Annotated in this window: 30 protein-coding genes; 2 read left to right on the top strand and 28 right to left on the bottom strand. The window is 40.6% G+C overall.

Features of this window, described 5'->3' with window-relative positions:
- Nucleotides 1–174: 174 nt before the first annotated feature.
- From Q365_RS0104645 to Q365_RS27415, 23 genes are all read right to left on the bottom strand, one after another.
- Entirely contained in the window at nt 175–831 is a 657-nt protein-coding gene (locus Q365_RS0104645; RefSeq protein WP_028022247.1) for an immunoglobulin domain-containing family protein, read from the bottom strand.
- Between the two features lie 12 nt (nt 832–843).
- Nucleotides 844–2,889: a hypothetical protein gene (locus Q365_RS0104640; RefSeq protein WP_028022246.1), complete on the bottom strand. Its 2,046-nt coding sequence runs from the start codon at nt 2,887–2,889 to the stop codon at nt 844–846.
- A gap of 4 nt (nt 2,890–2,893) precedes the next feature.
- Entirely contained in the window at nt 2,894–3,268 is a 375-nt protein-coding gene (locus Q365_RS0104635; RefSeq protein WP_028022245.1) for an immunoglobulin domain-containing family protein, read from the bottom strand.
- 93 nt (nt 3,269–3,361) lie between these two features.
- Entirely contained in the window at nt 3,362–3,715 is a 354-nt protein-coding gene (locus Q365_RS0104630) for a hypothetical protein (protein ID WP_028022244.1), read from the bottom strand.
- Nucleotides 3,716–3,721: 6 nt separating this feature from the next.
- Nucleotides 3,722–7,621, bottom strand: coding sequence for a phage tail protein (locus Q365_RS0104625; protein WP_028022243.1), 3,900 nt, complete (start codon nt 7,619–7,621; stop codon nt 3,722–3,724).
- Between the two features lie 22 nt (nt 7,622–7,643).
- Nucleotides 7,644–8,012 carry a C40 family peptidase gene (locus Q365_RS0104620; protein ID WP_028022242.1) on the bottom strand — a complete coding sequence of 123 codons (369 nt, stop codon included), beginning with the start codon at nt 8,010–8,012 and terminating at the stop codon, nt 7,644–7,646.
- Nucleotides 8,000–8,467, bottom strand: a complete 468-nt coding sequence (locus Q365_RS0104615) for a hypothetical protein (RefSeq protein WP_155858987.1) — start codon at nt 8,465–8,467, stop codon at nt 8,000–8,002. The genes Q365_RS0104620 and Q365_RS0104615 overlap by 13 nt, the downstream gene beginning before the upstream one ends.
- Nucleotides 8,468–8,529: 62 nt before the next feature.
- Nucleotides 8,530–9,108: a hypothetical protein gene (locus Q365_RS0104610; protein ID WP_028022240.1), complete on the bottom strand. Its 579-nt coding sequence runs from the start codon at nt 9,106–9,108 to the stop codon at nt 8,530–8,532.
- A 44-nt stretch (nt 9,109–9,152) separates the two neighbouring features.
- Nucleotides 9,153–11,243 carry a hypothetical protein gene (locus tag Q365_RS0104605; RefSeq protein WP_028022239.1) on the bottom strand — a complete coding sequence of 697 codons (2,091 nt, stop codon included), beginning with the start codon at nt 11,241–11,243 and terminating at the stop codon, nt 9,153–9,155.
- Between the two features lie 52 nt (nt 11,244–11,295).
- Complete coding sequence (locus tag Q365_RS0104600) at nt 11,296–11,703, bottom strand: hypothetical protein (RefSeq protein ID WP_051563733.1); 408 nt, start codon at nt 11,701–11,703, stop codon at nt 11,296–11,298.
- 50 nt (nt 11,704–11,753) lie between these two features.
- Nucleotides 11,754–12,062 (bottom strand): hypothetical protein, encoded by a 309-nt coding sequence (locus Q365_RS0104595; protein WP_028022237.1) that lies wholly within the window; start codon nt 12,060–12,062, stop codon nt 11,754–11,756.
- A gap of 47 nt (nt 12,063–12,109) precedes the next feature.
- Complete coding sequence (locus Q365_RS0104590; protein WP_028022236.1) at nt 12,110–12,559, bottom strand: hypothetical protein; 450 nt, start codon at nt 12,557–12,559, stop codon at nt 12,110–12,112.
- Entirely contained in the window at nt 12,559–12,930 is a 372-nt protein-coding gene (locus Q365_RS0104585; protein WP_028022235.1) for a hypothetical protein, read from the bottom strand. The genes Q365_RS0104590 and Q365_RS0104585 overlap by 1 nt, the downstream gene beginning before the upstream one ends.
- On the bottom strand, nt 12,917–13,534 hold the full coding sequence (locus Q365_RS0104580; protein ID WP_028022234.1) for a hypothetical protein: 618 nt from the start codon (nt 13,532–13,534) through the stop codon (nt 12,917–12,919). The genes Q365_RS0104585 and Q365_RS0104580 overlap by 14 nt, the downstream gene beginning before the upstream one ends.
- Nucleotides 13,534–13,863 carry a phage head completion protein gene (locus Q365_RS27495; RefSeq protein WP_035024354.1) on the bottom strand — a complete coding sequence of 110 codons (330 nt, stop codon included), beginning with the start codon at nt 13,861–13,863 and terminating at the stop codon, nt 13,534–13,536. The genes Q365_RS0104580 and Q365_RS27495 overlap by 1 nt, the downstream gene beginning before the upstream one ends.
- A 2-nt stretch (nt 13,864–13,865) precedes the next feature.
- The gene (locus tag Q365_RS0104570; protein ID WP_028022232.1) at nt 13,866–14,408 is read right to left on the bottom strand and encodes a hypothetical protein; all 543 of its coding nucleotides are present in this window, start codon (nt 14,406–14,408) and stop codon (nt 13,866–13,868) included.
- 57 nt (nt 14,409–14,465) lie between these two features.
- A complete protein-coding gene (locus Q365_RS0104565; RefSeq protein ID WP_028022231.1) occupies nt 14,466–15,596 on the bottom strand; it encodes a phage major capsid protein in 1,131 nt (376 codons plus the stop codon).
- 36 nt (nt 15,597–15,632) lie between these two features.
- On the bottom strand, nt 15,633–16,274 hold the full coding sequence (locus tag Q365_RS25430) for an HK97 family phage prohead protease (RefSeq protein WP_051563732.1): 642 nt from the start codon (nt 16,272–16,274) through the stop codon (nt 15,633–15,635).
- Entirely contained in the window at nt 16,264–17,487 is a 1,224-nt protein-coding gene (locus Q365_RS0104555) for a phage portal protein (RefSeq protein WP_028022230.1), read from the bottom strand. The genes Q365_RS25430 and Q365_RS0104555 overlap by 11 nt, the downstream gene beginning before the upstream one ends.
- A 15-nt stretch (nt 17,488–17,502) precedes the next feature.
- The gene (locus Q365_RS0104550) at nt 17,503–19,305 is read right to left on the bottom strand and encodes a terminase large subunit (protein WP_028022229.1); all 1,803 of its coding nucleotides are present in this window, start codon (nt 19,303–19,305) and stop codon (nt 17,503–17,505) included.
- Nucleotides 19,305–19,706, bottom strand: a complete 402-nt coding sequence (locus Q365_RS0104545; protein ID WP_028022228.1) for a P27 family phage terminase small subunit — start codon at nt 19,704–19,706, stop codon at nt 19,305–19,307. Before Q365_RS0104545 ends, Q365_RS0104550 begins: the two co-directional genes overlap by 1 nt.
- Before the next feature lie 41 nt (nt 19,707–19,747).
- Nucleotides 19,748–20,065, bottom strand: a complete 318-nt coding sequence (locus tag Q365_RS26875) for a hypothetical protein (RefSeq protein ID WP_162176363.1) — start codon at nt 20,063–20,065, stop codon at nt 19,748–19,750.
- A gap of 595 nt (nt 20,066–20,660) precedes the next feature.
- Nucleotides 20,661–21,023 (bottom strand): D-Ala-D-Ala carboxypeptidase family metallohydrolase, encoded by a 363-nt coding sequence (locus Q365_RS27415; RefSeq protein WP_051563731.1) that lies wholly within the window; start codon nt 21,021–21,023, stop codon nt 20,661–20,663.
- Nucleotides 21,024–21,640: 617 nt separating this feature from the next.
- On the opposite strand from Q365_RS27415, the gene Q365_RS0104530 reads away from it, so the two are divergent.
- A complete protein-coding gene (locus Q365_RS0104530; RefSeq protein ID WP_028022226.1) occupies nt 21,641–21,934 on the top strand; it encodes a hypothetical protein in 294 nt (97 codons plus the stop codon).
- Between the two features lie 501 nt (nt 21,935–22,435).
- Here Q365_RS0104530 and Q365_RS26650 read toward each other — a convergent pair.
- The 5 genes from Q365_RS26650 to Q365_RS26320 form a co-directional block, all read right to left on the bottom strand.
- Entirely contained in the window at nt 22,436–22,591 is a 156-nt protein-coding gene (locus Q365_RS26650; RefSeq protein WP_155858985.1) for a hypothetical protein, read from the bottom strand.
- Nucleotides 22,588–23,262, bottom strand: a complete 675-nt coding sequence (locus Q365_RS25420; RefSeq protein WP_051563730.1) for a hypothetical protein — start codon at nt 23,260–23,262, stop codon at nt 22,588–22,590. The genes Q365_RS26650 and Q365_RS25420 overlap by 4 nt, the downstream gene beginning before the upstream one ends.
- Before the next feature lie 438 nt (nt 23,263–23,700).
- The gene (locus Q365_RS0104510; protein ID WP_028022224.1) at nt 23,701–24,129 is read right to left on the bottom strand and encodes a hypothetical protein; all 429 of its coding nucleotides are present in this window, start codon (nt 24,127–24,129) and stop codon (nt 23,701–23,703) included.
- Nucleotides 24,130–24,177: 48 nt separating this feature from the next.
- The gene (locus Q365_RS0104505; RefSeq protein ID WP_028022223.1) at nt 24,178–25,017 is read right to left on the bottom strand and encodes a Rha family transcriptional regulator; all 840 of its coding nucleotides are present in this window, start codon (nt 25,015–25,017) and stop codon (nt 24,178–24,180) included.
- Between the two features lie 61 nt (nt 25,018–25,078).
- Nucleotides 25,079–25,225: a ribbon-helix-helix domain-containing protein gene (locus Q365_RS26320; RefSeq protein ID WP_081796130.1), complete on the bottom strand. Its 147-nt coding sequence runs from the start codon at nt 25,223–25,225 to the stop codon at nt 25,079–25,081.
- A 144-nt stretch (nt 25,226–25,369) separates the two neighbouring features.
- Here Q365_RS26320 and Q365_RS0104495 point away from each other — a divergent pair, with 144 nt between their 5' ends.
- The gene (locus Q365_RS0104495) at nt 25,370–25,564 is read left to right on the top strand and encodes a hypothetical protein (RefSeq protein WP_028022222.1); all 195 of its coding nucleotides are present in this window, start codon (nt 25,370–25,372) and stop codon (nt 25,562–25,564) included.
- Nucleotides 25,565–25,748: the final 184 nt, after the last annotated feature.

Raw genomic sequence — 25,748 nt, 5'->3', positions numbered from 1 at the left:
AAAGGGAGTCTTTGCTCCCTTATATTGTTTTACTTCTTAAATAGACTTGGTTCAATCAATTCTGACTGACGTTCTACCGCTACATGGTCTGAACCAACAATAACAGTGCAGCCTGTACAGAGAACCAATAACATTGATACTACCGCTTTCATTTATACCTTCTTATTCTTATTCTTATTTTAGAGTAACTGGGATAGTCCTACCTGCGCTCCCCGAAATGTAAGATATGATAGGAGAGTTTGTACCTGTATAATCGTTCGAATCGCTCGCCTTAGTTAACGTGACCGTATTACCGTTAACCACCATTACAACAGTATTCCCAACACTTCCTGACAAGGAGAGCCTAATTGTTGCCCCTGCAACAAATAAATCGGTAACGGTATAATCCTTAAAGGCAGTAGGAGACAGTGAGCCAAACATCCCTGAACGGTAGCCATACATACCAAAATCCTCACCCACGTATAAAGAGCAATGCAATGTAGCAGCCTTCCAATTGCCCGTTACAGTACTTGAATCTACGTAACCTCCCTCGTTACTTACACGACATTTAAACTGGTAAGACACTACTGTGCTGTACGTTACAGAATATGAGCTACCCGTAGCACCTGAAATAGCCGAACCATTTCTATACCATTGGTATTTCAACCCTGTACCTGTAGCTGCAATACTAAAGGAGTTTGCTTTACCTGCATCAGCAGTATCATTTACAGGTTGTCTTGTAATAACTGGTTTAACTACATCAGCTTTTTGTTTTTTCCAAGTACCGCTTACATTGACCCAAACTGTCATTGCTTTCTTCCAAGTCCCATTCACATTAACAAAAGTACTCATACCACACTTCTCTTAACTAATCTGAACATAAATATCACCATCAGAACCACCACTAGGTGCAGCAGTACCATAGGTAATCTTACGTCTGTTCTCAGCAGGTAATGTGGTAGAGGAGTACACTCTAACCCCGTTCTCTTTGATTTGACCTTTATAATCAAAAGCAGCAGGAGAGAAGATAGCTCTAATAGCTACACCAGACTCTACAATGTTGTAGTTACTTCCAAGCACCTCATGATGCCACGACTTATTAGCAGCATTCTTCAAAGTTAATTGCTGTGCATTACCTCGAAGCACAAGTGTAGAGGTATTAGCAGCAACACTATCCACGGTAAGAGTGTTAGAAACAGCACCACCACTTAGGGGTAGATAGTTATGTGCATGGTTCGAACGACTGAAATCAGTGGAATTTAGTCCATCTAGTTTATCTGAATCAGTAGCTTTACCATTTGCAGGTAATGCACCAACAGCAGCAGCAGAAGGTGCATTAGTTGTAGTATAAATCTCACCATTCTCTGCTTGATTCACACTTGAACCGTAGCAAAGTTTCCCTGCATCATTCATACCTAAATAACGTGTTTTGTTATTAGTTTCGAAATGGATACCCACATTAGAAGATTGGTTCGTTCTCTTAATATGAATTTGAGCAGAAGGAGTGTCAGACTGGAATACACCTTTACCACCTTGAATCCAACCAACTACATCTACACCTTCACCACGGTAAGTCTTTACCCATGATTCTTCCCAAGTCCAAGCAGAAGTACCTAGTTGAGATTTATTGTGAGTGTGGGGAATGATACCAACAGAATCTGACCCAGCCTTTAACCAACGCTTCCTTGCTACCGTGGTGTGCCCTGAATCATCAACAAACCAATCGTTACCGCCTACATCACCCCAACCAAGATTAACTACACCAGTTTGACCATTAACAGAATCAACCTTACCAGCAGCACCTAGTGCAGAATCCAAACCTTGAATATCAGCAGTAGTTAGAGTTACAACACCCTGCTTACCTGCAACAGAAGTAACTGATTCAGTGTTATCAATCTTGTAGTAGTCATCCATCTGAACAGAGTAAACAAGAGAGTCACCGATACCATACTGAGTACCTGATACCGTACCTGCCTTGGTAACCTTCCAGAAGCATGAACGTTTCTGTCCATTGCTATCTACAGCAGGAGCAGGATAGACACCACCTGACAAGTCACATTGACCCATCTCTAGCATTGCACCTGTAACAGCAGCTACAGCAGTCTCAGCACGATTAGCATACCCTTCAGCAGCCTCTTCACTTGCTTGTGCTTGAGTAGCCGAGATAGCAGCATCAGAAGCAAATACCTCTGCATCTTCTAGTAGGTCTTCAATACCATTACGGAAACCTTCAGCTTCATTACGAGCAACAATAGCAGCATCTTTAGCTCGGTTAGTCTCATTCTTATTAGAGATAACAGTAGCTTTATCAGCAGCAACAATACCCTTATTGGTAGCAACTTCTGCACGGTCAGCTTCAACTTCACGATGCTTATTCACAACGTCAGTATGCTTGGTAACTACATCACTATGTTTTGACCCAACAGTAGAATGCATATTGGTAATAGCAGAATGACGAACCACCACATCACCATGCTTATCTACAACTACAGCATGCAACTCAGTAACGTTATCCTCATGGTTCGATGCAGTAGCAGCACTTGCACTAGCACGAGTCTCAGAAGTCTTAGCATTAGTCTCAGATACCTTTGCTGCATCTTTATAAGACCTCGCTTTAGTCATGGAGGTGTTAGCATCAACTTGACTTGTACGAGCTTCTGTAGCTGATTCTGAAGCACTGTAGCTACTGTTTTGACAGATAGGTACGTAGACATCTTTTACCTGTTCATACATGTTATGAACTTCTTCATGAATACCCTTCATAAAGCTATCGTAAATACCTACGTTATGTATAACGTGAATACGGGATACTTCATTACCGATACCATTACTTTGACGAACCAATACCTTTAAAGCTAGGTTTGATGGTTCAACAGCCTTAGCTGTCTTATTATTCTTCATTACCAACATGTAATTAACCTCGTGTGGTATCACGTAGAACTTTGAAAGTACCAGCAATGAAAGTAAACACTGCTCCATTAGTTTCTAACTGAATATCATAAACAGCAGAATCAGATAATGGAGATGCAGGTAATAATAGATTCTCCGAGTCAGCTTTAGTTAATTGCCAACTGAACACACCATTGGTTGAATCTGTCTTTTCAATAGGAAGTTGATACCAGACCTCAGCACTATCAGCACCACGTCTTACTTGAGCGGTAATAGTGTATGCAGCAAGGCTAACTGGCTCTTCTTCACCAGTATCAACATTCATTTGAACAAGCTGATAAGTGAACTTTGGGGTATCACCACGATAAATCTCAATATCGTGATTAGCACGTTGAATCATGTTTACTCTCTTATTATTTTTATTATGAGTAAAAGAAAGAGCCTCATTAAGAGACCCTTTATTATTTAAGCTAATTGAGCCAATACAGCAAGATTAACTTGTAAACCACTCCGGCCTAACTGGTCTTACATCAGAACGTAAGTTATATGCTCGGAGCTTATTACGATAGTCTTTAATATCATTCAAACGAGTATCACTTGCTAAAGTACGTCCAGCATAAGTAGCATCTTCTGCAAGCATCCAATCTGTCTTAGTTAACTCTGCATTTCTCCATGCACGCTCATTAGGTACTTCAGCCTCCAACCATGAAAGGTATAACCCCTCTCTTCGGGTCTTCTCTGAGTCACGGAGAGAAGCAATAAAGTCCACCCCAACCACATTACCTACATCATCATAAAATAAGTAACCACGCTTCTCACTTGAGTAACTTGGAAATAGTTGTTCCATCTTTAATTACCTTGGGTCAACTGAGTTATTGAAATTCCAACGATACGTCACCGTACCACCACCATCATGAGTAGAGCCAACTCTCAAACGGAATCTACCAATAGCATTAGGGTCTGTAACCCACCCACCAAAGTTACCTTTATTTGAAGTGATGGTTACATCTTTCACATGGTACTTATTACTATTACAGCTTGTTACCCTCCACGGAATACCACCCACCATTACATCTCTGTTTAATACGATACCTGCATAGGAATCGAATATTTGAGCACTAGAGATAACACGTCCATTGTTAGCAACATATTCGATAGTGGCATTCAAGAAGCCTGAACCTCCTGTAGATGGTCTATGAATATCCATAGAGAAGAACCCATAAGCTACCGTCTTATATCGTGGTCTCTCTTTTGAATAGTTCCCTGCAACAGAAATATCACCTGCTGCATAATATGTAGGTAGTACATCTGGTGTTTGCCCGTTATGAGGAAAACTAACAGTCATGGTGTTAGATACATTCTCACTACAAGAAACAGGAACAGAGGTATTAGGGTAATTACGTGTTGCACTGTTATCACCCATACACAAGTAATAGGTAGTACCTGTATAAATCTCAGAACCAGTAATAACCGAACCATCAATAGAACCGCCTTGGATTCTACCACCTATAATAGAGTTACCCGTTAGCTGCCCTGTAAAGAAACCTTCAGATGCCTCAATGCGTCCAGAGAATGTACCTCTTGAAGCATAGATAGCACCATGTATTTCAGCCTCTTGTGCATACAGCTTACCTTCTTTAGTAACTGAGAATGGGGCACTATTTGGATTAGTCGAACCAGCATATAAACGATGCGTATAGCTTTGACCATCCATAATTACAGCAGTGTTACCTTGCCCTGCAATTATCTTGGTATTGGATGCAACATGATTACCCATGATTGCACCAGCAGCAATATTCTCTGCATTCAATTCACCAATCAGTGCTTCCTTAATAGTTGTCTTACCATTAACTACCTGAAAGACAGCCTGAGTACCTTGAGTACTAGCTACACGGAACTTATCAGCAATAACATCAAAGGTACTAGTTTCACCATCATTACCCATAATCAAACCTGACACTTTACCGTTAACGTCATGTTTAATTTGAGTGAGTGCTTCTACCTTCCCATCAGTAGTAGCTGTTACTTGGTTCAATGTACTAATGCTTGCCTTGTTCTTATCAATTTCAGCAGTGAGCTTTGATTCACTTGCAGCAATAGCTGTTGATACCTGACCATTAGTTTGAGTCTTGGTGTAATAGTTATTAGCTAGGTTTGCTTTCACAGAACCAACTTCACCAGACACACCATCAATCTCAGAACTAAGCTCAGTCTCTAAAGCTGTCATTGCTTTATTGGTATCAGCTATGGATACCTTGTTGGTATTAACCTGAGCCTGAACACCATCTAACTCAGAAGATAGTGAGGATTCAACTTGATTGATAACACCGTCCATATCCTCAAGAGCTTGGTTAATCTCCCCCTGCAACTCTCCAATGAAACCATGTACCTCATCAAATGTAGGTAGGTCTTCTAACTCATCATCAACACTTGTTTGAGTGAAGAACATGGGGTCAGAGTAAGCCATCTCATCAGTACCAAATACATCGAAGTGACCGATACGAAGATAGTAGTTACCTTTGCTCTGAGTGATTGGATAGGCTTCACCATGACTGATACCAACTAAGGTTTCAGAACTAGCTGTAAAGATTGGGTCAACAGATACATGGATTTCAGACCCAAGATAATCAATCTCCGGTACTTCATCCCAACGTGCATAGACAGTACTAAGTACGCCACTAACATCTACACCAGAAGGTTGAGCACACTGAGCATTCTTCAAATTCAAATCAGCAGTATCTTGAGACTTAACTCCATCCTTCGACACCATCAATACTTTGAAATGCAGAGTACGGTCAGTACCACCATCCTCAGTATTCATATCTAGCGTGTAGGTAAAGGAATTGTCTTTGCTTGTATAGGTACTTGCATAAGACTCATTCTGCCCCTTGTAAACCTGAACTTCGTAATGAGCAAACACATCTGCATAGGTACTAGAACCTAGAGGTATTTGGGTCATATCATCCCAAGAGATACGAGCACTCTTACCTTCAAATGTACCCTTCAAACCTGTAACAGTAGGCATCAAAACATCAGAGGTAACATTCACATCATTTAGGTAAGCCCAGTTCGATGTAGAGCCGTTGAAGGTTTGTGTACGGATACGGAAATCATAAGTATCTGCTAACAGCCCAACGAAATTATGAGTTAGTGCTTGGAACTCACCAACACGAGTCCATGTAGGAGCACTATCTAACTTGTACTCAATGATTGTCTTATGCTCACGTTGGTAACGTGAAACCCAAGATAGTGTACCTGTACCTGTAGTAGAGAAACCTGTCTGCACAAACTCTAACTGAACTGGCTCAAGAATCTGGTTTGAAGGTGGCAGTGTTGGGTCAGAAGTATTACCGTCTTCGTAATCTGAACCATCATAAACAGACGGCTCAAACTGAGTAGCTGTAACCTTCGTAACCATCGTTTTATCATCAAGTGACGTTACGACCTTATCAACACGGAACATTGCACCCTTGAGCTTGTAGGCATCATTATCTAGGGTGAATACGTCCCAGATACGTAGAGTTTTCTTTGTGTTGTCCAACTCGAAATCAATGGTCTGTTGATACTTAACAGCCTTCAAAGATTTATTAGCTACATGCTTAACGAATGACGCCCCATCAACTTCAGCAGTGAAGGGTAAGTTAATATCCTTAATCTTCTCGAAGCCATCATTCTGATGCACTGGAAGCACATCAACAGGTAGTACATATTTATCCGTAGCATGATAAGTAGCAGTGTTTGTGTACTCTACTTTTACAATATTGAAGTAGCTTGAATCATTGGCATTCGATAGCTTGAATGAACCAACGCAATCAGCCTCAGTAACATGAGCAACAGCAGAAGTAAGTCTGTCTGCCTTGACTCGAATCATGCCATCCTCGACGTAAATAACACCGTCAAAGCTAGTTGCCATGTCTTTAAGTGCATCACCGAAAGATTGATTCTGGTCTACATAACCATCGAAGAAGATGTTCTGACGCTCACAGTAGTTAGCAAGGTCAACGAATGACTTCACATCAATAGCATCAGCAGGAATACCCATGCCGTAGTAGGTATCAACCAAGTATGTTAGAAGCACACAAGCAGGGTTACGGTAAACGTCCTTACCATTCGATACCCAGACACGAGAACTATCAAACATAACTCCATTCAGGTTAGGGTCTAATCTTGGGTCAATTACCCTGTTACCCTGAACCATAGCTGTAACGTCTAAGGTGTCACTCACAACACGAATGTTGTTATCACCCTCAGTATTAATCCAACGCTCAATCAGCATTGATAGAGAAGCTGTCTTATCCCCTCTATGAGCTTCAGTCCATTCACCATCACTATGCTCTAATAACTCAGTGAAAACCTGCTCAGTTGCTCGACCTGTACGATAACCAAGAGATACGTTAGGAAACTCAGCACTAGCTTTGAGGTCATACCAAGCATTAGGCTGCAACACCCCCTCCAAGTAAGGCACACCATCAATATAGATTTGCTCTACTGCCTTAATCTCACCTACACCCAATGAGTAAGCCTGACACAACCAACGTGTATTTGAATCGTTTACGTTATTCCATACTCGAACAGCAGGAACTAGACAGTTACCGAAAGGAACAATCTTAGGGTTGTCTGCACCTTTACGGTCAATGTTTGCACCCGTATCTTTAGCTCCATCTGGCCTCATGGATATAGCCATAGCCAAAGAGACAATTGCTGATGCTGCTGAAAGAGCTGTAAGCACACCTGCAACAGTTACACCTGCCATATGTTCACCTTTATTATTATTGTTATTTGCTGAACACTTTCATTTGCTGAAGTGCTTCTATAGTCAAAGATTGAAACTGAAAAGTACTGGTAGCTTTATGTATACCAAATAGCGAACCATTCAAATAGATACCGCAATGGATACCATCAATCAGAATATCCCCATCAAATGCATTGAGAGGGCTTATCTGCTTATACCCTAATGAATGTATGTAGTCAGTTGGAGAATTGCACTGAGTAGCCTTGGCAATTGAAATAGCACCCCCTTTAAGAGTGCTATATGGTTCAATCTTAGATAAGTCGAAGTCAGTTAATTCAAGAACCAACAGATTACAATCCAATACACCATAGGTAAGAGATTGACCTCTATACTTCTGAATTACTGCTTCCACATCACATCATCCTTCAGGTCTTGGTTAGCATACGCAAAGAATAAGTCACCAGAATGGTAAGCCTGATGTGTGGCATTATTTGCACGACATAGTGAAGGCTTACGGTCTAAATCAAAGATAGATTTACAGCTTACCTTCAATGCCATAGAACCAGACTTGTAATCAATATTGGTTTCAGGTGTAGAAGTGAATCCTCTGTAATACACAACAGCTTCTTCAACTACGTTTGAACCATCAGGTACAAATGCTTTATGAATTAGCAATGGAGCACGACGAAAGATATTAGAGTTAACCGAGTCTTGGAAATCCATAGAGATACCAGAAAGGGTAATACTCATCTCCTTACTGGTAAGACTATTCTCAGAGGTAATCTTATCAATGGCAAGTAACGTACCAAATGCACGGTATAGAATCCCATCCTTCTCCACATCAAATGCAGCATCAGTAAGATTCATGAAACCTTGGTTCACCTTACGTAAGTCCAGTGATACCAGTGAACAGTAGAAGCCCTCCTTCATTACAGAGCCTCCATCATTTTGATAGTTACACTAGAACCACGCTCATACTTAATACTGAACTTATCTTCAGTTAGTCGAACTCTTGGTACAGGCTTGAAGTTAAGTGGTTCACGTAATGAATGGGCAGTACGTACAGCAGGATAGAATTCAACCTTATTACCAGTAACGGTAGTTACCGTATAAATCTTAGAATCATTCTGAAACTGGAACATAGTGCCTACAGGTAATGAACCAATAAGGCCAATAACAGTCATGTGCTTATTACCAATCTTCAATTGAGAACCAAGTGAACCAGACATATCAAGTGATAGTGGATTGAAGAAACCTTTACCATCAGTTGTATCTTGAAGAGATAAATTGAATGGAGTGGTTCGACCTTGAACACGTAGCATTAGTGCCTGAAACTTTCGAATATCATTTTCATCTGCAAAGTGAACACTACATTCAATATTCAAACGATGAAGACCACGACCCATACCATTACCTACAAAGTTCAAACCCTCTGTATAGAATGACGGAGTTAAGTGCTCTACCTTCACATCACTAATGATGAAATCATTATCAGATAACGTAATCATATTATTCCCAATAGCTCCCCATTAAGAGGAGCTTATTATTATTGTTATAGGTTTGGGTTTTCTCTTTGAGCCATGCGAGTGAAAGAAGCAAGACTCTCACGATGCTGACCCAGCATATAAAGGAACTTCTCTTCACTGATAGTGGTATCACCTTGGATAACCAAATCAGACTTAATAGAAGTAGCTTCTGAACCACTCTTATTAGTTTTAAGGTATTGGGTCAAATCTTTGTTGGCTGTAGGCTGAATCACTCGCTCTCCGGCCTTTAAAATGTAACTGCCTGTTTGGTCTACTTCATCCGAGCCTGAGTGAAACTGACCAATAGCAGCAGCAGTCATTTTAGCAATGCTAATACCATCCTTAACCTTTGACATAGTTGCAGCAGCAGTCGCCATAGCTAAACCACCATCAGGAGAGGAAGCAGCAGCAGGAGACTTCATAGCATTAGAGGAAGCGGTCATAGCATTGCTTTCCATCATCAGCATAGCCTCGGCAATAGCTACACCCTTCTCAGCGGCAAATGCAATCTTCTGCTCCTTACTGCCTTGCTCGAATAGAGTACTGATACCGCTCAAAGCATCACTGACCATTGCAAACTTTTGCTGCATCAAAGCAGTCTCAGCTTCAGTAATAGCTTGGGTCTGTGCCAACATTAATTCATCGTGTTCAAGTTTATTGATACGGCCTAGCTCGTATTGCTCCTTCAGCCACTCTTGAATTAACGTAGCCTGCTCAATCTGAGCCTCATGCTCATTAGCATAACCTTCAGCAGTGGCAGCAGCCTTAGCCTGAATACGTTGGTACTCTTGAGCCACCTCCAAATCATTAATAGCTTGTTGGTCTGCAACACCTTGAGCCATCAAAGCCTTATTGTTTAGACGGTCTAGCTCCTTCTGAGCAGCTAACTTATCTGCAATGGTCAAAGCCGACTGTAGCTTAATTTGCTGCATACGCTGTTGGTGTGCAATCTCATCAAGCTCTGTCTTCTTATGGCCTGTAGATTCCCCTGAGTCTACCGTAGGCTTATTAGGAGTAATTACATCACCCGTAGGAGGGATAACCTCTGGAGTAGTAACCTCACCCTTCTTCAGCTCATCTAGCTTTGCATTGAGCAGTGCAACCTTATCTACATTCTTTGCAATCTCTTCCCTGTGAGACTTAATAACCTCTTCATTAGTACCGAACCAATTACGCCCACCTTCAAGGTTAGTGATTGCAGCCTGATAAGATTCAGTACTCTTAGTTAGTCCATCAATCTCAGCCTGAACACTAGCAACAGTGATTTCATTCATTGACCCAAGGAATTCAGCAGCAGCTAACGACACATCACTAAACAACTCAGCAGAAGGTGCAAGGGCATTAGTAATGAATGTGGTGAATGCACCTGCAAGTAAATCTACATTTTCAGCTAGGTCTTTATACACCTTGGTTTTTGTAGGAGAGAGTTCAGTGTTTGCTGTCTTGAACTTATCCGTGAGCCTTGATAGCTCCATACCACCGTTAGCCAGTAGGGGCATCAAGTAAGTAAGGTCTGAACCCATACCTTCCAAGGCATTAGACATTTGATTGGAAGATAGCCCTGCTTGCTCCATCTCGGTATACATACGCTGAAGAACCTCAAGACCTGACTTGTCTTTCATGCTCTCAGCCCACTCTGTAGTAGCTTGAGTAGTCATACCCATAGCATCAGCAAAGTCTTGTAAACCACCTCCACCCGTATTGAGATAATCACCAATCTTCTCTAGCGCATCCTTGCTTGCACTTGTCATCTGACCCACATCAAGACCGTACTGCTTTGCTGCATACGACATAGCCTGATATTCAGGAACAGCCATACCAGCAACACGAGACATATTTTCCATCTCACGTACTGTAGAAGCTATCTGGGTTGTAACCGTTACGAATGCACCAGCAGCAGCAACAGCACCGATTGCAGCACCTACAGCACCAGTAACTTTACTCAGTGAATCAAAGGTGTCATTTACCTTTCCAAAGTCCCGTTTAGATTGTCGAGCAAACTTATCAATTCGCTGCTCCATCATAATCAGGTTACGTTCTGTTTGGGTCTTAGCATCCTTCAGACGTTGTACATATGTAGATGTATTAGCCGTAAGGTTGATATTAACCGTACTCATACTTCATCACCTTTATAGTTATTATTTTGTAGTGATAAAAAGAAAGGCAGTACTAAGACTGCCCTTTGGAATGCTTCTGAACCAATTCACTTAACTTAGTGATTAGATACTTATCTGGTGATGGTTCATTGGCTTCAATCTCTATTTGTTCTTTAATCTTACTAATAGTGTCTGCCAACATTTCATCAGAGCGACACATCTCAATAAACTTCTTAGCTTTCTTAACTAACTCGTGTTCCAACCATTCCTGCTCAGGCTTTAAGTAAGGTAGGAAGTCTGTTGCTAACTTCATATCCTTCTTCTTGCTTACATTCTGGTTATACATGAATTGCAACTGTAAGCCGTCCCTGTAAGCCTGAGCATCATCTGTGAAGGGACTAATATAGTTAAGAGCTTTGTATTCATTTATTACTGATAAGTCCCACTGCTCCAATTCAAAGATTGGAATACCTAACTTCAATGATAATTGCAGTAGGAACTTTCTATCAGAGTCTATTGAGAGTTGGCGTATTACTTTACTAGTGAGTCAGAACCAATAGATGAAATCTCAATTACCTTAACTGCAATCTCTTGAATTACTGCCATAGGCATAGCTGTACTTAATTCATCCTTACCTTCCAAGGTGAATAGTTGTTTACCATCTTCATCAACCAGACCAAATACAGCAGCAACCAAGAAACGGTCTTGAACAGTGGCACACAAAGACATTGCAGCAGTAGCGGCATATGACATAGGACGTACAAACACTTCAGAACCAATAGATTCAATAGTTACTTTCTGATGCTTAATACCAAATGAAAGGAATGCTTCTTTATTCATTACTATTACCCTTGGAGGTAAAGGGGTAGTTTCTACCCCTATTAAGATTAAGCCTTAGCTTTAACTGTTGAGCCGTTCTCGAATGCAATATCAGAGTCGATACTGATAACCCAAGTACAAGTACGTTGAGCATCGTATTCAGCACTCTCTGAGTAACTACCTACCAGACCCGTGAAGGTACGAGTAACAGAGTTACCAGCAGTCTTGTTAGCATCTTGGAAGTAGGTAACTTCAAACGGCTTAGAGCCTGCACCTTGCTTTGCAGCCATCAATGCAGTGTAAGAAGCCGAAGCCGGATTCAATGAACAGGTAACTTCTACAGTAGAGCTTGCTTTAGAACCAACTAGCTTACGTGGAGCTGAACGGTTGTATTGCTTAACTTCGATGAAGTTAGTCTCTTCTGATAGACCAGAGAAACTTTCAATATCGGTAATCTCAACAGCATCAATCTTGATGCTCATGTAGTTAGAGATAGAAATATCTTCGATACCAGCCATTATGCACTTTCCTTTATTTTTATTGTTATTGTGTAAGTACGTTCGAATATCTTTTGTTCTTGGTTGAAGCTATCAGCAAAGTTATTGATACGAACCAATAGAACCTTCAACTCACCTAATGTATTAGCGGATTCAAGATACTCACGCAAGTGTTTATCATTGTATATATCACTAACACTGTTAGAAGAGATGGTTAACTTAATCACCCTGCTTACAATGTTGTCATTGTTATATCTCTGAGTAGCAATACCACTACCAGCATTCTCAATACAAAATGCAGGGCTTGGAGCATCTTCAGGAATATAGAACGAGTAAACAGGAACAGAAGGGAATGCTTCTTTTAAGTAACCAATTAGACTACTTTCGAGCATTTGCTTTCTCCATCTTCTTTACTTGTTTATCAATCGAACCAATAAGCTCAACTCTAAACCTTTCCACCATACTTGATTCATGTTCAGCAAAAGTAGAACTAACAAAGTGCTTACCTTTGAAAGTGCCAATATCTCTTTGAACCATATCAGTAGGACTACCGAAGTAATGGAACACTTTACCATTACGAGTTTTAGCTACACGCTTCTGACGACCATTCTCTAATATGGAAGCCAGCTTATATACATGGTTATCAAACGTGACAGTAGCAAATAACTCAGAGGTCATATTGCCTTTAGCAAATCCTGAGCTATTGGTTCTAATCTTCTTATCGGTATTCACGGCAATCTTTATCTTCACACCATTACGTAAATCACCAGAGGTATAACCCTCTTTCTTAGATGAACCTTGATAGTGTTTATATGAATCTTGCTCTGAATCCCCTACTGGAATCTTACTCTGCAATGTTGTCTTTACTGGGTCTAATGCCTTCCTGCCAGCAGCCCTTAAAGCTGCCTTCCTAAACTTAGAATCAGTAAGTGAGTCCAACATAGCTTCAACCTCTTTAAGCCCTGTTACGTGCTTTAGAGTTCGCTTTGAGGCCATTACTTATTCCTCATTACAGCATTGAATGTAAGGTACTTGTTCAGCCTCCAATGATTGTTAGGGGGTGTAAGAATGTCATACTCAATACCATCGAGAACCAAGTACATCGAACTGGTAGGATTCTTCATGGCTCGACTGAATCTCATTGTTACCTGAACGGTATTCAAGATAGAACGAGTAGTATCACCAGTAATCTCAGCAGCTAGTTCCTTAATGGCTACAGGACACTTGTACAGGAGCTTCTTTTCCTCTTCCTCAATACCGTACTCGTTTACTGCCTTAACAACGTCCCAGAACTCACAGCGCGTTCTCATTAACCCAATACGCATACTTACCCCACTGGACTAATACGGTACAAGTCAAAGCAATAACGATGGTTCATAGGTACTTGAGCAACAGATACACCGTTACTAATGTCTTCTCTATTCTCGAACCATGTAGCAATGAGCTTTAGCATCCCAATAATCAAAGGAGCAGCCACTACACCTAGAGGGGAATCTACAAAGAACTCCACTTGGAAGTCAGAGTGCTTGGAGTAGTCCTTAGTGAAGATAAGTTGCTTGGTTACTTGGTTGAAACGATAACCATCAAGCACCTCAAGAGTGTCACCGTTGTAAGCCATAACCTGACTAACGTAAACGACATTACCCAAAGGTAAGTACACGGTCTTCTTGAATGTATCGAATGAGCCTGCAACAGATGCAGAACCAAATACTCTATTGGTGTAAGTCTCTGCAAACTGAATAGCAGCAGAACGATACAGCTTTAGTAGTGGTTCATCTTGAGGGTCATAGACTCGTGTGTAGTCCTGAACCATCTCCATTGATAGAAGCTGTTCAGCAATGTCATCTTTGGACAAGATTTGATAATGCATATCTCACCTACAAAAGAGGGAGTCACTAGGACTCCCTTAATTACATTCCCAGACTAATTACTTAGCTTTACGAGCAGCAGCAGCCTTCAAACCAACTACAGCTTCAGCATCACCTACGATTGCGCCAACACGGGTAGCAATGGTGTACTGAACACAGAAGTCAATCTTGTACGGGTTACGTACAAACTCAAGTGCAGTAGGGATTTCAACAACCTTAAACGCTTCGTCAATACGACCCAATACAACAGGAATATCAGTAGAAGCATTAGCATCAACTACAATGTCGAAACCAAAGATTTTGCCAGCCACTTCTTTATCCAAAGATGCCTGCATCAATGGACGACCTAGACCATCTTTAATGCCTGAAACACGTTGGAAGAACTTACGTTCCATTACGTATTTAGCACCAGCAAGATAACCAGACTTCAGCTCAAACTGCATAGCTTGAAGTGCTTCAAGTAGCTCTGCATCAGTACCGTGAGCAAGCTCAACTAGCTTAAAGGTTTCATGGTTAGGGGTAGCACCAAAGTGCTTGTAGAAGCCTTTAGGTTTCTCAACACCGTCACCATCCAACAGACCTTCACAAACAAGACGACCCATCTGCTTACGTACATCAGTCATTACAAATGATTCAGCATTAAAGAACGGGTCTTTCAGTGCTTCTTGAGTAACAACAGGAGTAGCAACAGCTTTACCATGAGTCATGCGAACGGTAGCGAAAGTAGGCGTACCAGTGCTCTCACCATTAACACCGTCTACATTCTCACCTTCCCAACGAGCACCAGAGCGGCCTACCTGAACACGCTTCTCAAACTTAGTAGAACCAGCAGTCTCACGACCAAATAGTTTTACTAGCTTGTGGTCTTCCAGCATTGCAGTAACGATGTTCTTAGAAACTTCGGTAACAACACCAGCACCAGCAGATGCATCTTCAGTAACGTTGAATGACTTAATCTCACCGTCTTTAACTAGGTCAGTTTGGAAACCTTCACCAGACTTAGCAACTTCGAAGAATTTAACTTTCAGTTCTTCAGTGGTTTCTTTAACTTCAATTTCTTCAGCATTAGCTGCTTCAAGACCCATGATTACATCTTTCAGGTCAGCAATATCTGATTTCACTGAATCAAGTTCAACAGTTTGAGATTCGATACCAGTAACAAGAGTATCTAGCTTTTGAGCAAGTTCCATATAACACCTTTCTTATTATTATTATTGTGTTTTGTTTTATGCAGCTTTGGCTTTGATATTCAGAACCAAGCTATTTAATCGTTTAGTAAGTTCATCAGGAAGTTCGTCAGAGTTTCCAACAGGCACTTCAACGGTGTCTTCGACCACTTCAGTTTCTTCTTGGGTTGGTTCTTCTGCTTCATTAATCGCTCGTGCAATATCTTCTGACTTAACAGATTCAATTAGGCTTTCATCATTACAAGGAAACGTAACAATACTAACTTCTCGAACATCAACTTCTTGCAGGAAGGTAATCTTCGTAGCCTTATCGTAGAATTCACGTTTAACGTTATAGCCGATAGACAGGGCATCTAATGCGCCAATCTTTAATAGCTCATAAGTCTCACGACCAATGGTTGTATTAAGGGCTAACTTACCTTTTACCTTGAGACCGTAATCATCTTCAACCATTTCAAGCCACACACCACAAACTTGTTTGTAGTCGTGCTGTAATAGCATCTTTGGAAACTTACCAGTCTCATTACTTCGTTTTACTGAACCATCAAAGCAACCGTCAATAGTACAATCACGAACACGGTCTACTACATTCTTTACGTTAGCGTAAGCAATGAATACACCTTCTTCATCTTCAATACTATCAAAGGATTTAATTTGCAAGCTAAGAGTTTTAAGAGACATCAGAATTACCTACATTGTTATTATTGTTATAAGCAGGGTTAGTGAAATCATCGACTGCACCAAACACTAAGTTATTCGAACCAACTACATAAACCTCATCAGTAGTATCAGCTTGCAAGTTCATTCGCTTACGTGCTTCGTTACGACTAATAAGACCACGAGTAAACAATCGCTCAATAACTTCAGCTTGAGTCTTAATATCACCCTTCAAGTATTCTGATACATCAAAACGAATAGCAAAGTCACGAGGTAACATTAAATTCAATCGTGCTTCAATCTTGGAAATCAAAGACTGTAGGCATGACTTGTAGAAGAATGCATTGATAGTTTCAATGTCCTTCATGTTTGGGTCTGAAATACCAAGTAGAGATACAGGTACACCAAAGATTGCTGCAATCTCACGAATAGAAGCATTACGAGCCTCTAGTACTTGAGCATCCTTAATACTGTAAGGATTGGCTGCAAACTTAGTACCGTCTTCTAGGATTGCAATCTTATGAGCATTCTCACCACCGCCGTAGTGGTCATTGAATTGCTGGCTCAACCTTGTCATAGCGTTATCTGACAAAGCCTTATCAATCATAAGGAAGCCACCAGACCTTGAACCCTGACGGTAATAGGCTTCAGCATTGGTAGTAGCTGCTAGAGCTAGACCAATAGAACTCTTTGAAGTGGCAATCTTATCTACCGCTTTAAAGGTGTTCAGAGACATATCACGGATAGTCAGTAGGCTATCTTGAGTTAGGTTTAATCCCTTACCTTCATTGGTCATACAGTGATATTGAATACCACCGTCTGTAGTCTCTACAGGTGATACCTGCTGTGGACTATTGAAAGGAATAAGAGATGTAACCTTACCGTTCGGAGACTTATTAATAAGTGCATAGTACTCAGAGAATAGAACCAACTGAGCAGCCATCTGCTCAATAAACTCAGGAGTAGTCTGTCGCTTATTAGGTCTACGAGTAAGCACATCACTCATCATTGAAGTACTATCTTCAACCCACTCTTTACCAATAAGTGTATTGGTTCGTTTGTATAACTTTAACGGTAGAGTTGAGACGGTCTGAGAGATAACACGAACACACGCTTTAATAGTTGGGTCTTGCATTGCTGTATCAAAATTAACAGCTTGCCCTGAACCAGAAATCATATTGTGTAGTTGTAGTGAATCTAAACCATCAACTCTTCCGGTTGATTTAGTTAAGAACATTGTTCACCTTAAACTTTAAATGAATCTTAAACCTTGAGTTTCATATACAGATACCTTCCTAGATTGCAGAATGGTCTGAGATAATCCGATGACAGTAGCAATACATACATCTATCTTCTTCGAGTGGTCAGCTTTATTACGAACCACTCTAATATCACCCTGACTACCTTCAAGAACCAATGCGTTTACCATGCACCATTCAAATAGGTCTGAGTTATATCTAACACCACCTGACTTAACCAATGCTTGTAGCATTACTGCTGGCTCACTTAATCCGAAACCTTGCTTTACAGCTACAGCTTCTAATTGATGGTCATCAAATAAGTCATAGGCAAACTTAGTACCACCTGCTGCCGCATCTATCGAAATACCTTGAACATCATAAAGCTCACTTGCACTAACAATATCGTTAGCTATGTACTCCATATCAGTAATCTCTGACGGAGTAAATATAAGCTCACCTTTCTTATTGGCTTCGTAGTACTTAGATTTGAGGCTAGGCTTTAATGTCATCAATGCCGATTCAGGTAGATATGACTTCTGAAATACATCAACACCACCTTCTTCATTAGGGAATATATACACCAGTGAACTCAAGTCACTTACAGATGCAATGTCCAGACCCAAGTAAACAACCTTACCTACATAATCATCAATACTGAGTGAATTATCACGGCACTTAAATAAGTCAGAGCTATCAACATAATTAGCTTCATCGAAGTCACACCATACATTCAAATGTTTAGTAAGGAAGTTAGCCCTAGCTGATGCATTACGAGTAGCTTCACTATAAGCAGCACGTAAACCCTCAAGTGATACTGCATGGCCTAATGCCGGATTAGCTTTGACCCATACAGCTTCATTATTCCAATCAGCTTCATCACCAGCATCTACGGTGTACACAATAGAAAAGAATCTATCATTCTCCTGAGCACCTTTAGCTACATCTACTGAGTAGTCGAATATCTCTCTACCATAACCCTGAGTATTCGTACCTGCCGTGCTTATCATGAGCATCTGAGGATTCTTAGAGGATTGCATACCAGTAGAAAGAACATCTACTACAGCACTGCTAGAGTGAGCATGAATCTCATCACATAGCTGTAAGCCTGAACCACGAATACCATCAAGAGTATCTGCTTCACTACTGGCAATGATGATACGTCCGTCATCAGGGCATCTGATTTCATTACGTAGAATCTCAAATCTCTTCCTGATACTAGGAGCACTAGATTTAATCATCTTGGTAATATCTTCGAATGCTAAACGAGCCTGCTTAGTTACCGATGCAGCACAGATACCTGTAGGTGAACCATTCTCATTGGTCAGGATATTAGCAATAGAAGCTACTGCTGCTAGACAGGTCTTACTGTTACCACGAGCAACGAAACAAGAGGTCTTTATAAACCTTCTTTCATAACGTAGTGTTTCCCTTGCCTTCTCCGAATAGAACCATCCAAACATCTGAGCAAGAATGAACTGCATGAATGGTAGTAGCCTGAATGGTTCACCTGCTAGAGCACCTTTAGGGTGCTTCAACTGGTTAGCAATAAGCAGAATGAAATCTACCTCATCAGTATCAAATACAAGGTCTTCACGTTGAAGGTCATAGATGTATCGTTCACATGCTGCAATCTCTGCCTGACCTGCTACACGAACACCAGTAAGTACATCGTAAGCATACTGATGTGCTGCCTGATACCCTTGAAAGTAATCACCGAGAATAGAGAAACCATAAGCATCTACTAGAGTTGGTTCATTCAATCGGTAGTTATATTGTTCAATATCTACAGAACCAATATCCCAATACTTCCACATTACTTGCCTCGCTTAGAACGAGCCTTCAATGCTGCTGTAAGTGGGTCTTCTTCCTCTACCTTCTCTGCAATTGAACCAATCAAAGCCTTAGCTTTTGGTGTCATTAGAAGCTGCTCCATCAATCCCTTAACAGCTACGTTTGCTCGTGCAAATACTTCGTTAGCAGGATTAGATTTGTGTACCTGACCGTGAGCAGTAACAGACACCAGAACTACACCATCAGTACGGATAGATACCAAAGCATCATTCATGATTCCCATGTTCAGAACCATCAAAGCAATAGCATCTAAGTCACTTGGTTGTAGTGCTCGTTCAGCCTCAAGCATGTTCTTAATTGAGGTGTATTTCTGTAGGTCTTTAGGTGGCAATTGAATTGCCGAGGGCATAGCATTAAGTTTCATCTCATTACCTTTTTATTATTATTGTTTTAGGTAAGGTGTAATTAGCTGTTCTTAACGAAGGCTTTCAATACTTTCAATCTGGTTAACTGGCATTCAACGAATTGACCCTCACCATCAGTGATACTTAAACCCACTTCCAAGAACAGAATCCGAAAGAGAGAACCATTCATCACAAGGTAATATTCACGAGTAGCACTAGGGTTAATACCGAAGTTAAACTTCCTGCACAGCTTCTCGTATTTACGCTTAGCCTTGGCTTCTTTCCTTAACTGCCTCTTGTATCCAATCGTTGAGATAATCCCTCTCAGACGGTCTAGGATGCCAATTCCAGAGGTATTGATATATTTGCTTGTGGTCATTGTCTTGAATCCATCTACGTAATTTGTTGCCTTTCCTGTAGTGACAACTTTTACAGAGACAAACCATATTCCTTTCATCGAACCAATAAAGCTCAGATGGGTCTATGCTTCGTTCTATCCAGTGGTCTACATCAGTAGCAATCTCTTTATTACAGCACTCACAAATGGGTCTACGTTGACGTAATGATTTAGAGAACCTTTTCCATCTTGGAGTTAAATAGAAGGCACTTCTCTCTACCACTTCATTTCTACGTCTAACCTTCCTGTGAGCAATACATTTATGTGAACCATCCCTAGATATGGTCTTGCATCCATTCTCAGAACAGAGCTTTGGTAATGGCATACATTCACCTGAACCAATAAAGATAAGCCTCCTACGGTCACTGTAGAGAGCCTATTGATACGGTTATTACTAACAGTTACCACTCAGGAAAAAAAGAGTCTCCGAGCAGAATTAGTGTATAAACGAGTATTAGTGGGTTATGTATATATGTACTTCTACACCCCATCTATCCCCCCCTGTCCTGCATCCATTCTCTTTTACTTGATGCTGATACCCTTGAATATCAACTCTTCTCCTGTTGCCTCTCAGGGCTTAATAAGTGAATACAATCTGATGTGGTCTAATGTCGAAGTGAATCATATCCTCACGAATACCTATACTCATGCCAGCATGTAGACCCAACCTAATTAACCTTGCCCTATCACTTGAATCAGTACATGCAATGTCTACTGCATTACCAGTAAGGTGCATACTGTTCTTAGCTCCACCTACCTTCTTATTGTAAGCCTCACACCTATATCCCGATGTAACTCTCATGGGCTTGCCAAATAACCTACGTACTAGCTCAACCCTATCAAGTAACCCTTGAGAGACTGAATTCCCACATCCACAACTACAGACCAATTTCAGGTCATATTTAGGATTAAAATGCTCAGTTCTTGCTAATATCTTCACAGAAACTACCTATTATTATAATTATTGGTATTTACTTAATCTGAGCTTATCTATATCTTACGACCTAACTTAACTCAACCGAGAGTATATAGATGGACTTAATTGATAAGGTTAATGACTACTGTGATGCTGTGTTACATGAAGCAATTGCTTTAGCCAGAACTTCAACGGTCGAACCAACAATGAAACGTGGCATCTGTAATTACTGTGAGGAAGAGTTAAGTGTTACTTCAGCAGTATTCTGTGATTGTGACTGTCGTGATGATTATTACCGAGAGTTAGCAATTAAGAGTAAGCGGTACGTAACGGTGGTGGCGTAGATTTTTTGTTAGACAAAGATGGAAGCCGAGAGTGTGATGGCTATCCAAGCGAACCATAATAACAATAATAATAAATGTGGTTTGAAGTGTTATGGCATCTGAAATGATGCTCGTTGATAGGACACAATAATCACTGACTCAGCTTATAAGCGCACCTCCTGCTGTCTGTATAAGCCTCTAACCTAAAGAGATAAACAAAGGTACTAAACCAGTCTTCGTAGACTGGTTTTTTTATATCTGTTATTTACTAAGGTAAGCATCCAGAAGAGATGTGTTAATTAATCCAAAGGAATACTCATGGAAACACAGAACGAGCGTCTCAGTGCTGTTGAGACCCAAGTACAAAACATTGCAGTGGAAGTTGCTCATATCCGTCAATCAGATGTAAACGTGACCCAAGCTATTCATAGATTAGATATGGCTATTGCTCGGCTTACTACATTGATGGAATCGAACCAAACACTTGAAGCTAGGGTAACTGCCGTAGAAAGTAAGTTAGCTAAGTATGCTGCTGCTTTACTGGCATTGACTGCCGCACTTAATGCATCTGGTATTGAGTTGGGGAGTATTATGAAGATGGCAGTACTGTAGGGAATTTAGATGTGCAAAAACCAGCTCTAGGCTGGCTTATGCTAGTAGGTGAGATTGGTAGCTATCCGGTCTCATCTACATGAACTAATCATTACCTAGCTAGGGTAACAATCAATTCAATTATAGTTGGAAGTCTATTTCCTTCTTGAGCCTTCGTAGTCTTGGGTATCACTGCATTGACCTTTCGGTTTACCATTGTGAGCCTTAACCACTACTAATTCATTTCAGAGTTAACCTTCCTGAAGTAACCGCTTTAATTCAATTCGTTTAATGCAGAACTTGTACTTCGTCCTATATCGAACCAATTAACTTAATGCCGTTAGTTGATGTAAAGATAATACAATATAACCTAGTGACTGTAAATATAATGGCTGTACATGTGATGACATATGACATACCATTTAGTTTCTGTTTATTAGTAATGTCTCCAGATGGTTTACGAATGAGTCTTACATTGGTAGTCATCGTTTAGGTCACTCTTAGTAGTGGCCTTTCTTTTATCTACTGACTTACCCTTTCTAACATCTGCTTGTACGCAACCACATCATTCATCTTAACCATTGCTGCTTTAATCGAACCACTCTCAATAAGCTGTTCCCATTCCTTCGAACGTAGAGCAATCATCTTCTCGTACCATTCACCGCAAGTGAGGCTCATAGGCTTAAACTCCATCCTTTATGCTTTTTAATTTTACCTGAAGACACTTGTACCATGCATGAATAACTCAAATTGTATTTTTCTGCCATCACACGAATATTCGAACCTGTTACAATTTCACCTACAGGTGATACAAATTTAAAAGATTTAGCACCACTAAACACCACATTGGTTGTTTTATCTATAAACTGACAAGTCTCAGGGCTATACAACTTAACATCCCCACCCAGCACATCTTTATCTAGTTGAGCACCTTCAAAGTAACCAGCAGTATTAGCCCATGCTGCAAAGTTCTGGTAGTTGTGCCATTCATCACACACACGTACACCTTTAGCACCATAGAACTTGTAAGGAGTACTGGTTGGGTTATAGCAGCGATTAATCATGCCAGCCCAAAGAACATAACATTTATTACATTTCCCAGTCTTTAAACTCTTAGTGGGGTATTTACCTATACCCATATAGCCTACTCCGGCCAATGAAGGTTGTAGAGGGTCTCCTACTTCACCTTTACGGATATTACCCGACGCAGCTACGGTCACGTAACCTGTCTTAATAAACTTAACCTTAATATGGTTTGAGTTGGTATATTCGAGAACCACTACATCACCACAATGCTTAGTTACAAATGTGCTGCCTTCTACCATATCGGCAGGAATCTTCTTAATCATATTAGTACGCTCATTTTAATGCTTATTAGGAAGGAGGATGTTGGCAGAGGAATAAGCGAACCTCGTTCAGTCGGGTAATTAAGCCGACCTAGCCAACAACGGAAGTATACAAGTTATTAAGGGTATTACCAATCAAAAGTCACCCTAACCATGCCTGCATGTGTCATTACCTTAATAGAATTGAACCAAGAATCTTATACCCTATAAACGACAAAAGGAGCAGCCTAAGCTACTCCTTATTTAGCGATACCAGCAAAGTACAATAGTGACCATGCTTCACTTTTATCTTTAGCCTCATCTATTATCTTCTGATACTTCGGAGGTAAGGATAAGTATTTCTCAGTCATCCGTAGACCATACTTAACGTTGAACTTCCTGTCTGTTGGGGTAACACTTCTAACTACTCTCTCTTGATACTGGAACTTCATCAGCTTCATGTTAGTACCAATCAAAGGTTAGTCTTGATACATGGATAGCTTCAGCAATATCAAACTTAGCCTGAACCAACTTAATCAATCGTTTGATTTCATTAGCAGCAGTCTTGTAAGCCCTGCTACCACCTACTTGACTCATTAACTCTTGAGCATATCGAAGTAGAAGTTCATTACCTTTCTTGAATAGTCCGGTTAACACGTTAGCCTTACCGATATATTCCCATCCTTTACCGAACTCAGTAAGCCTCATTGCACCTCTAAGCACTCGGTTAGCTCTACTAGGTGTAATGCCCTTCTCCTTTGCATAAACCCTTGAGAATTGATTGTGGAGCATTTCATTAAACTCACTAACAGGTAGTTGGGCATGTAACTCTAGTAGCATTGAACCAATCAGATTTAATTCAGTGATGGTCTTCTTAGGTGTCATTCTCATGTCGTATCTCCAGATACAAAAAAGGGAAGCCGTAGCCTCCCTATTCAATTAGTTGGTTTTGATTGATGCAGCAATGTCTTCTGCTGTGAAGAAAGAAGAAATACCTGTGAACGTCGGGATTACATTTGAAGCCTCTTGAACCATAGCAGCCAACTCAGCCTTAACTTCCGGTGTCTGCTCCTTAGCTTCCAACTGTTTAATACGTTGTTCAGCTTTAGTTAGGTTGTACTCAAGAATGTGCTTCTGAATGGCAATCACCTTGCCTCTTTCATTGCCTAGTGCAAGCACTTGAACAAAGTCTTCAGCTTCTTTAGCAATGACAACCTGAGTATCAATACTTCTAATCCATGCTTCCAAGAACTTCTTACGGTAAGCAATGTCTGCATTCAGAACATTAGCTTGGTTACGGTACTCACCTCTAATAAGAGCGTTAGCTTTAGCAGGGGTATTCTCTATAAAGGCTTCATTCAACAGAGAACCAACCTTTCCATGCTTAGAACCAATTGCCTCAAAGATTCTTACGTTGAGTGCTTCCTTAGCAATCGCTTTAGCTTCAGCAAGTGAAGTAGCATTCTGAACTGCTTCCAGTGCAGCCTTGTAATCTTGGAATGCTTGGTAAACCTTCATACCTAAGTTCATGTCGTAGCTCATAGCCAAAGCCATAGCTTCTTTCTCAGGTAGTAGGTAAGCAGTTCGAGTATTCTTACCAGAATTGTACGATTCCTGAACGGTCACGAAATTCGTTAGCGTGCAAGATTTAGCCAGCTTATCTGTAAGGTGTTGATGTGATTTACCAAGTACTGTAGCCAATTGAGAAGTAGCGATAACACCACCGTTCATCTTAATAACTTCTTGTAGGTTTTCAGTGGTTGTTTTTTGTAGTAACATAATCTTGTTTCCTTTGTAGTAAACATTAAGCCCTGACCACATATCAGGGCTTTTTCATTTCTTAGTTAGAATTCTTTCGAGCTTTAATTGCTTCCTTCAGCAAGACCAGCACCATATTAGTTACTGTTCTCGTTTCCTCTTCTGCCATCTTGTCGATTGCTTCAGAAAGTTCTGTTGGAATACGGAATGCTCTTAAAACAGATTTCATTATAATTATCTCTCAGGCTTTTAAAGAACTGGGTTAAGTTCTTGTCTCAACCCGATGGAGCTATTGTATAACTCAGCTATACAATAAGAAATATAACCTAAAACCCTCTGTGAAATGTTTCACAGATATATTTGGAATAGCTTAATGAAGCCTCAACTAGAACAATTATTCATCAATAACAATGACCAACTAATAATTACACTTAGAACTTCAAAGACTGCTAGCAGGTTTATTCCAATCCCTCTTGAATTAGTTCCAGCATTACAAGAACAGCTATCAGAGATAATGAACCAACAAGCTCATGATGAAGCTCAGTTCAATCTTCCCTATGAAGGGTAACTACTTGTTTTTAGTAGTGTCCGAGACTTTACGGACACACCCCAAACCCTTAAAGAAAGGGGTGGTAAACTTTTACCACACTACTAAATTCAATAACTTAGTTGGGTGACCCTCAGTGGTCACCACTATGTGAAATAGATGAACTACTTACCATAGAACCAATCTCTTCGTAGTGGGCTTCTCA

The organism is Enterovibrio calviensis DSM 14347 (genome assembly GCF_000621165.1).
In the GTDB taxonomy this organism is placed as follows: domain Bacteria; phylum Pseudomonadota; class Gammaproteobacteria; order Enterobacterales; family Vibrionaceae; genus Enterovibrio; species Enterovibrio calviensis.
This window is presented reverse-complemented; position numbering and strand designations above follow the sequence as displayed.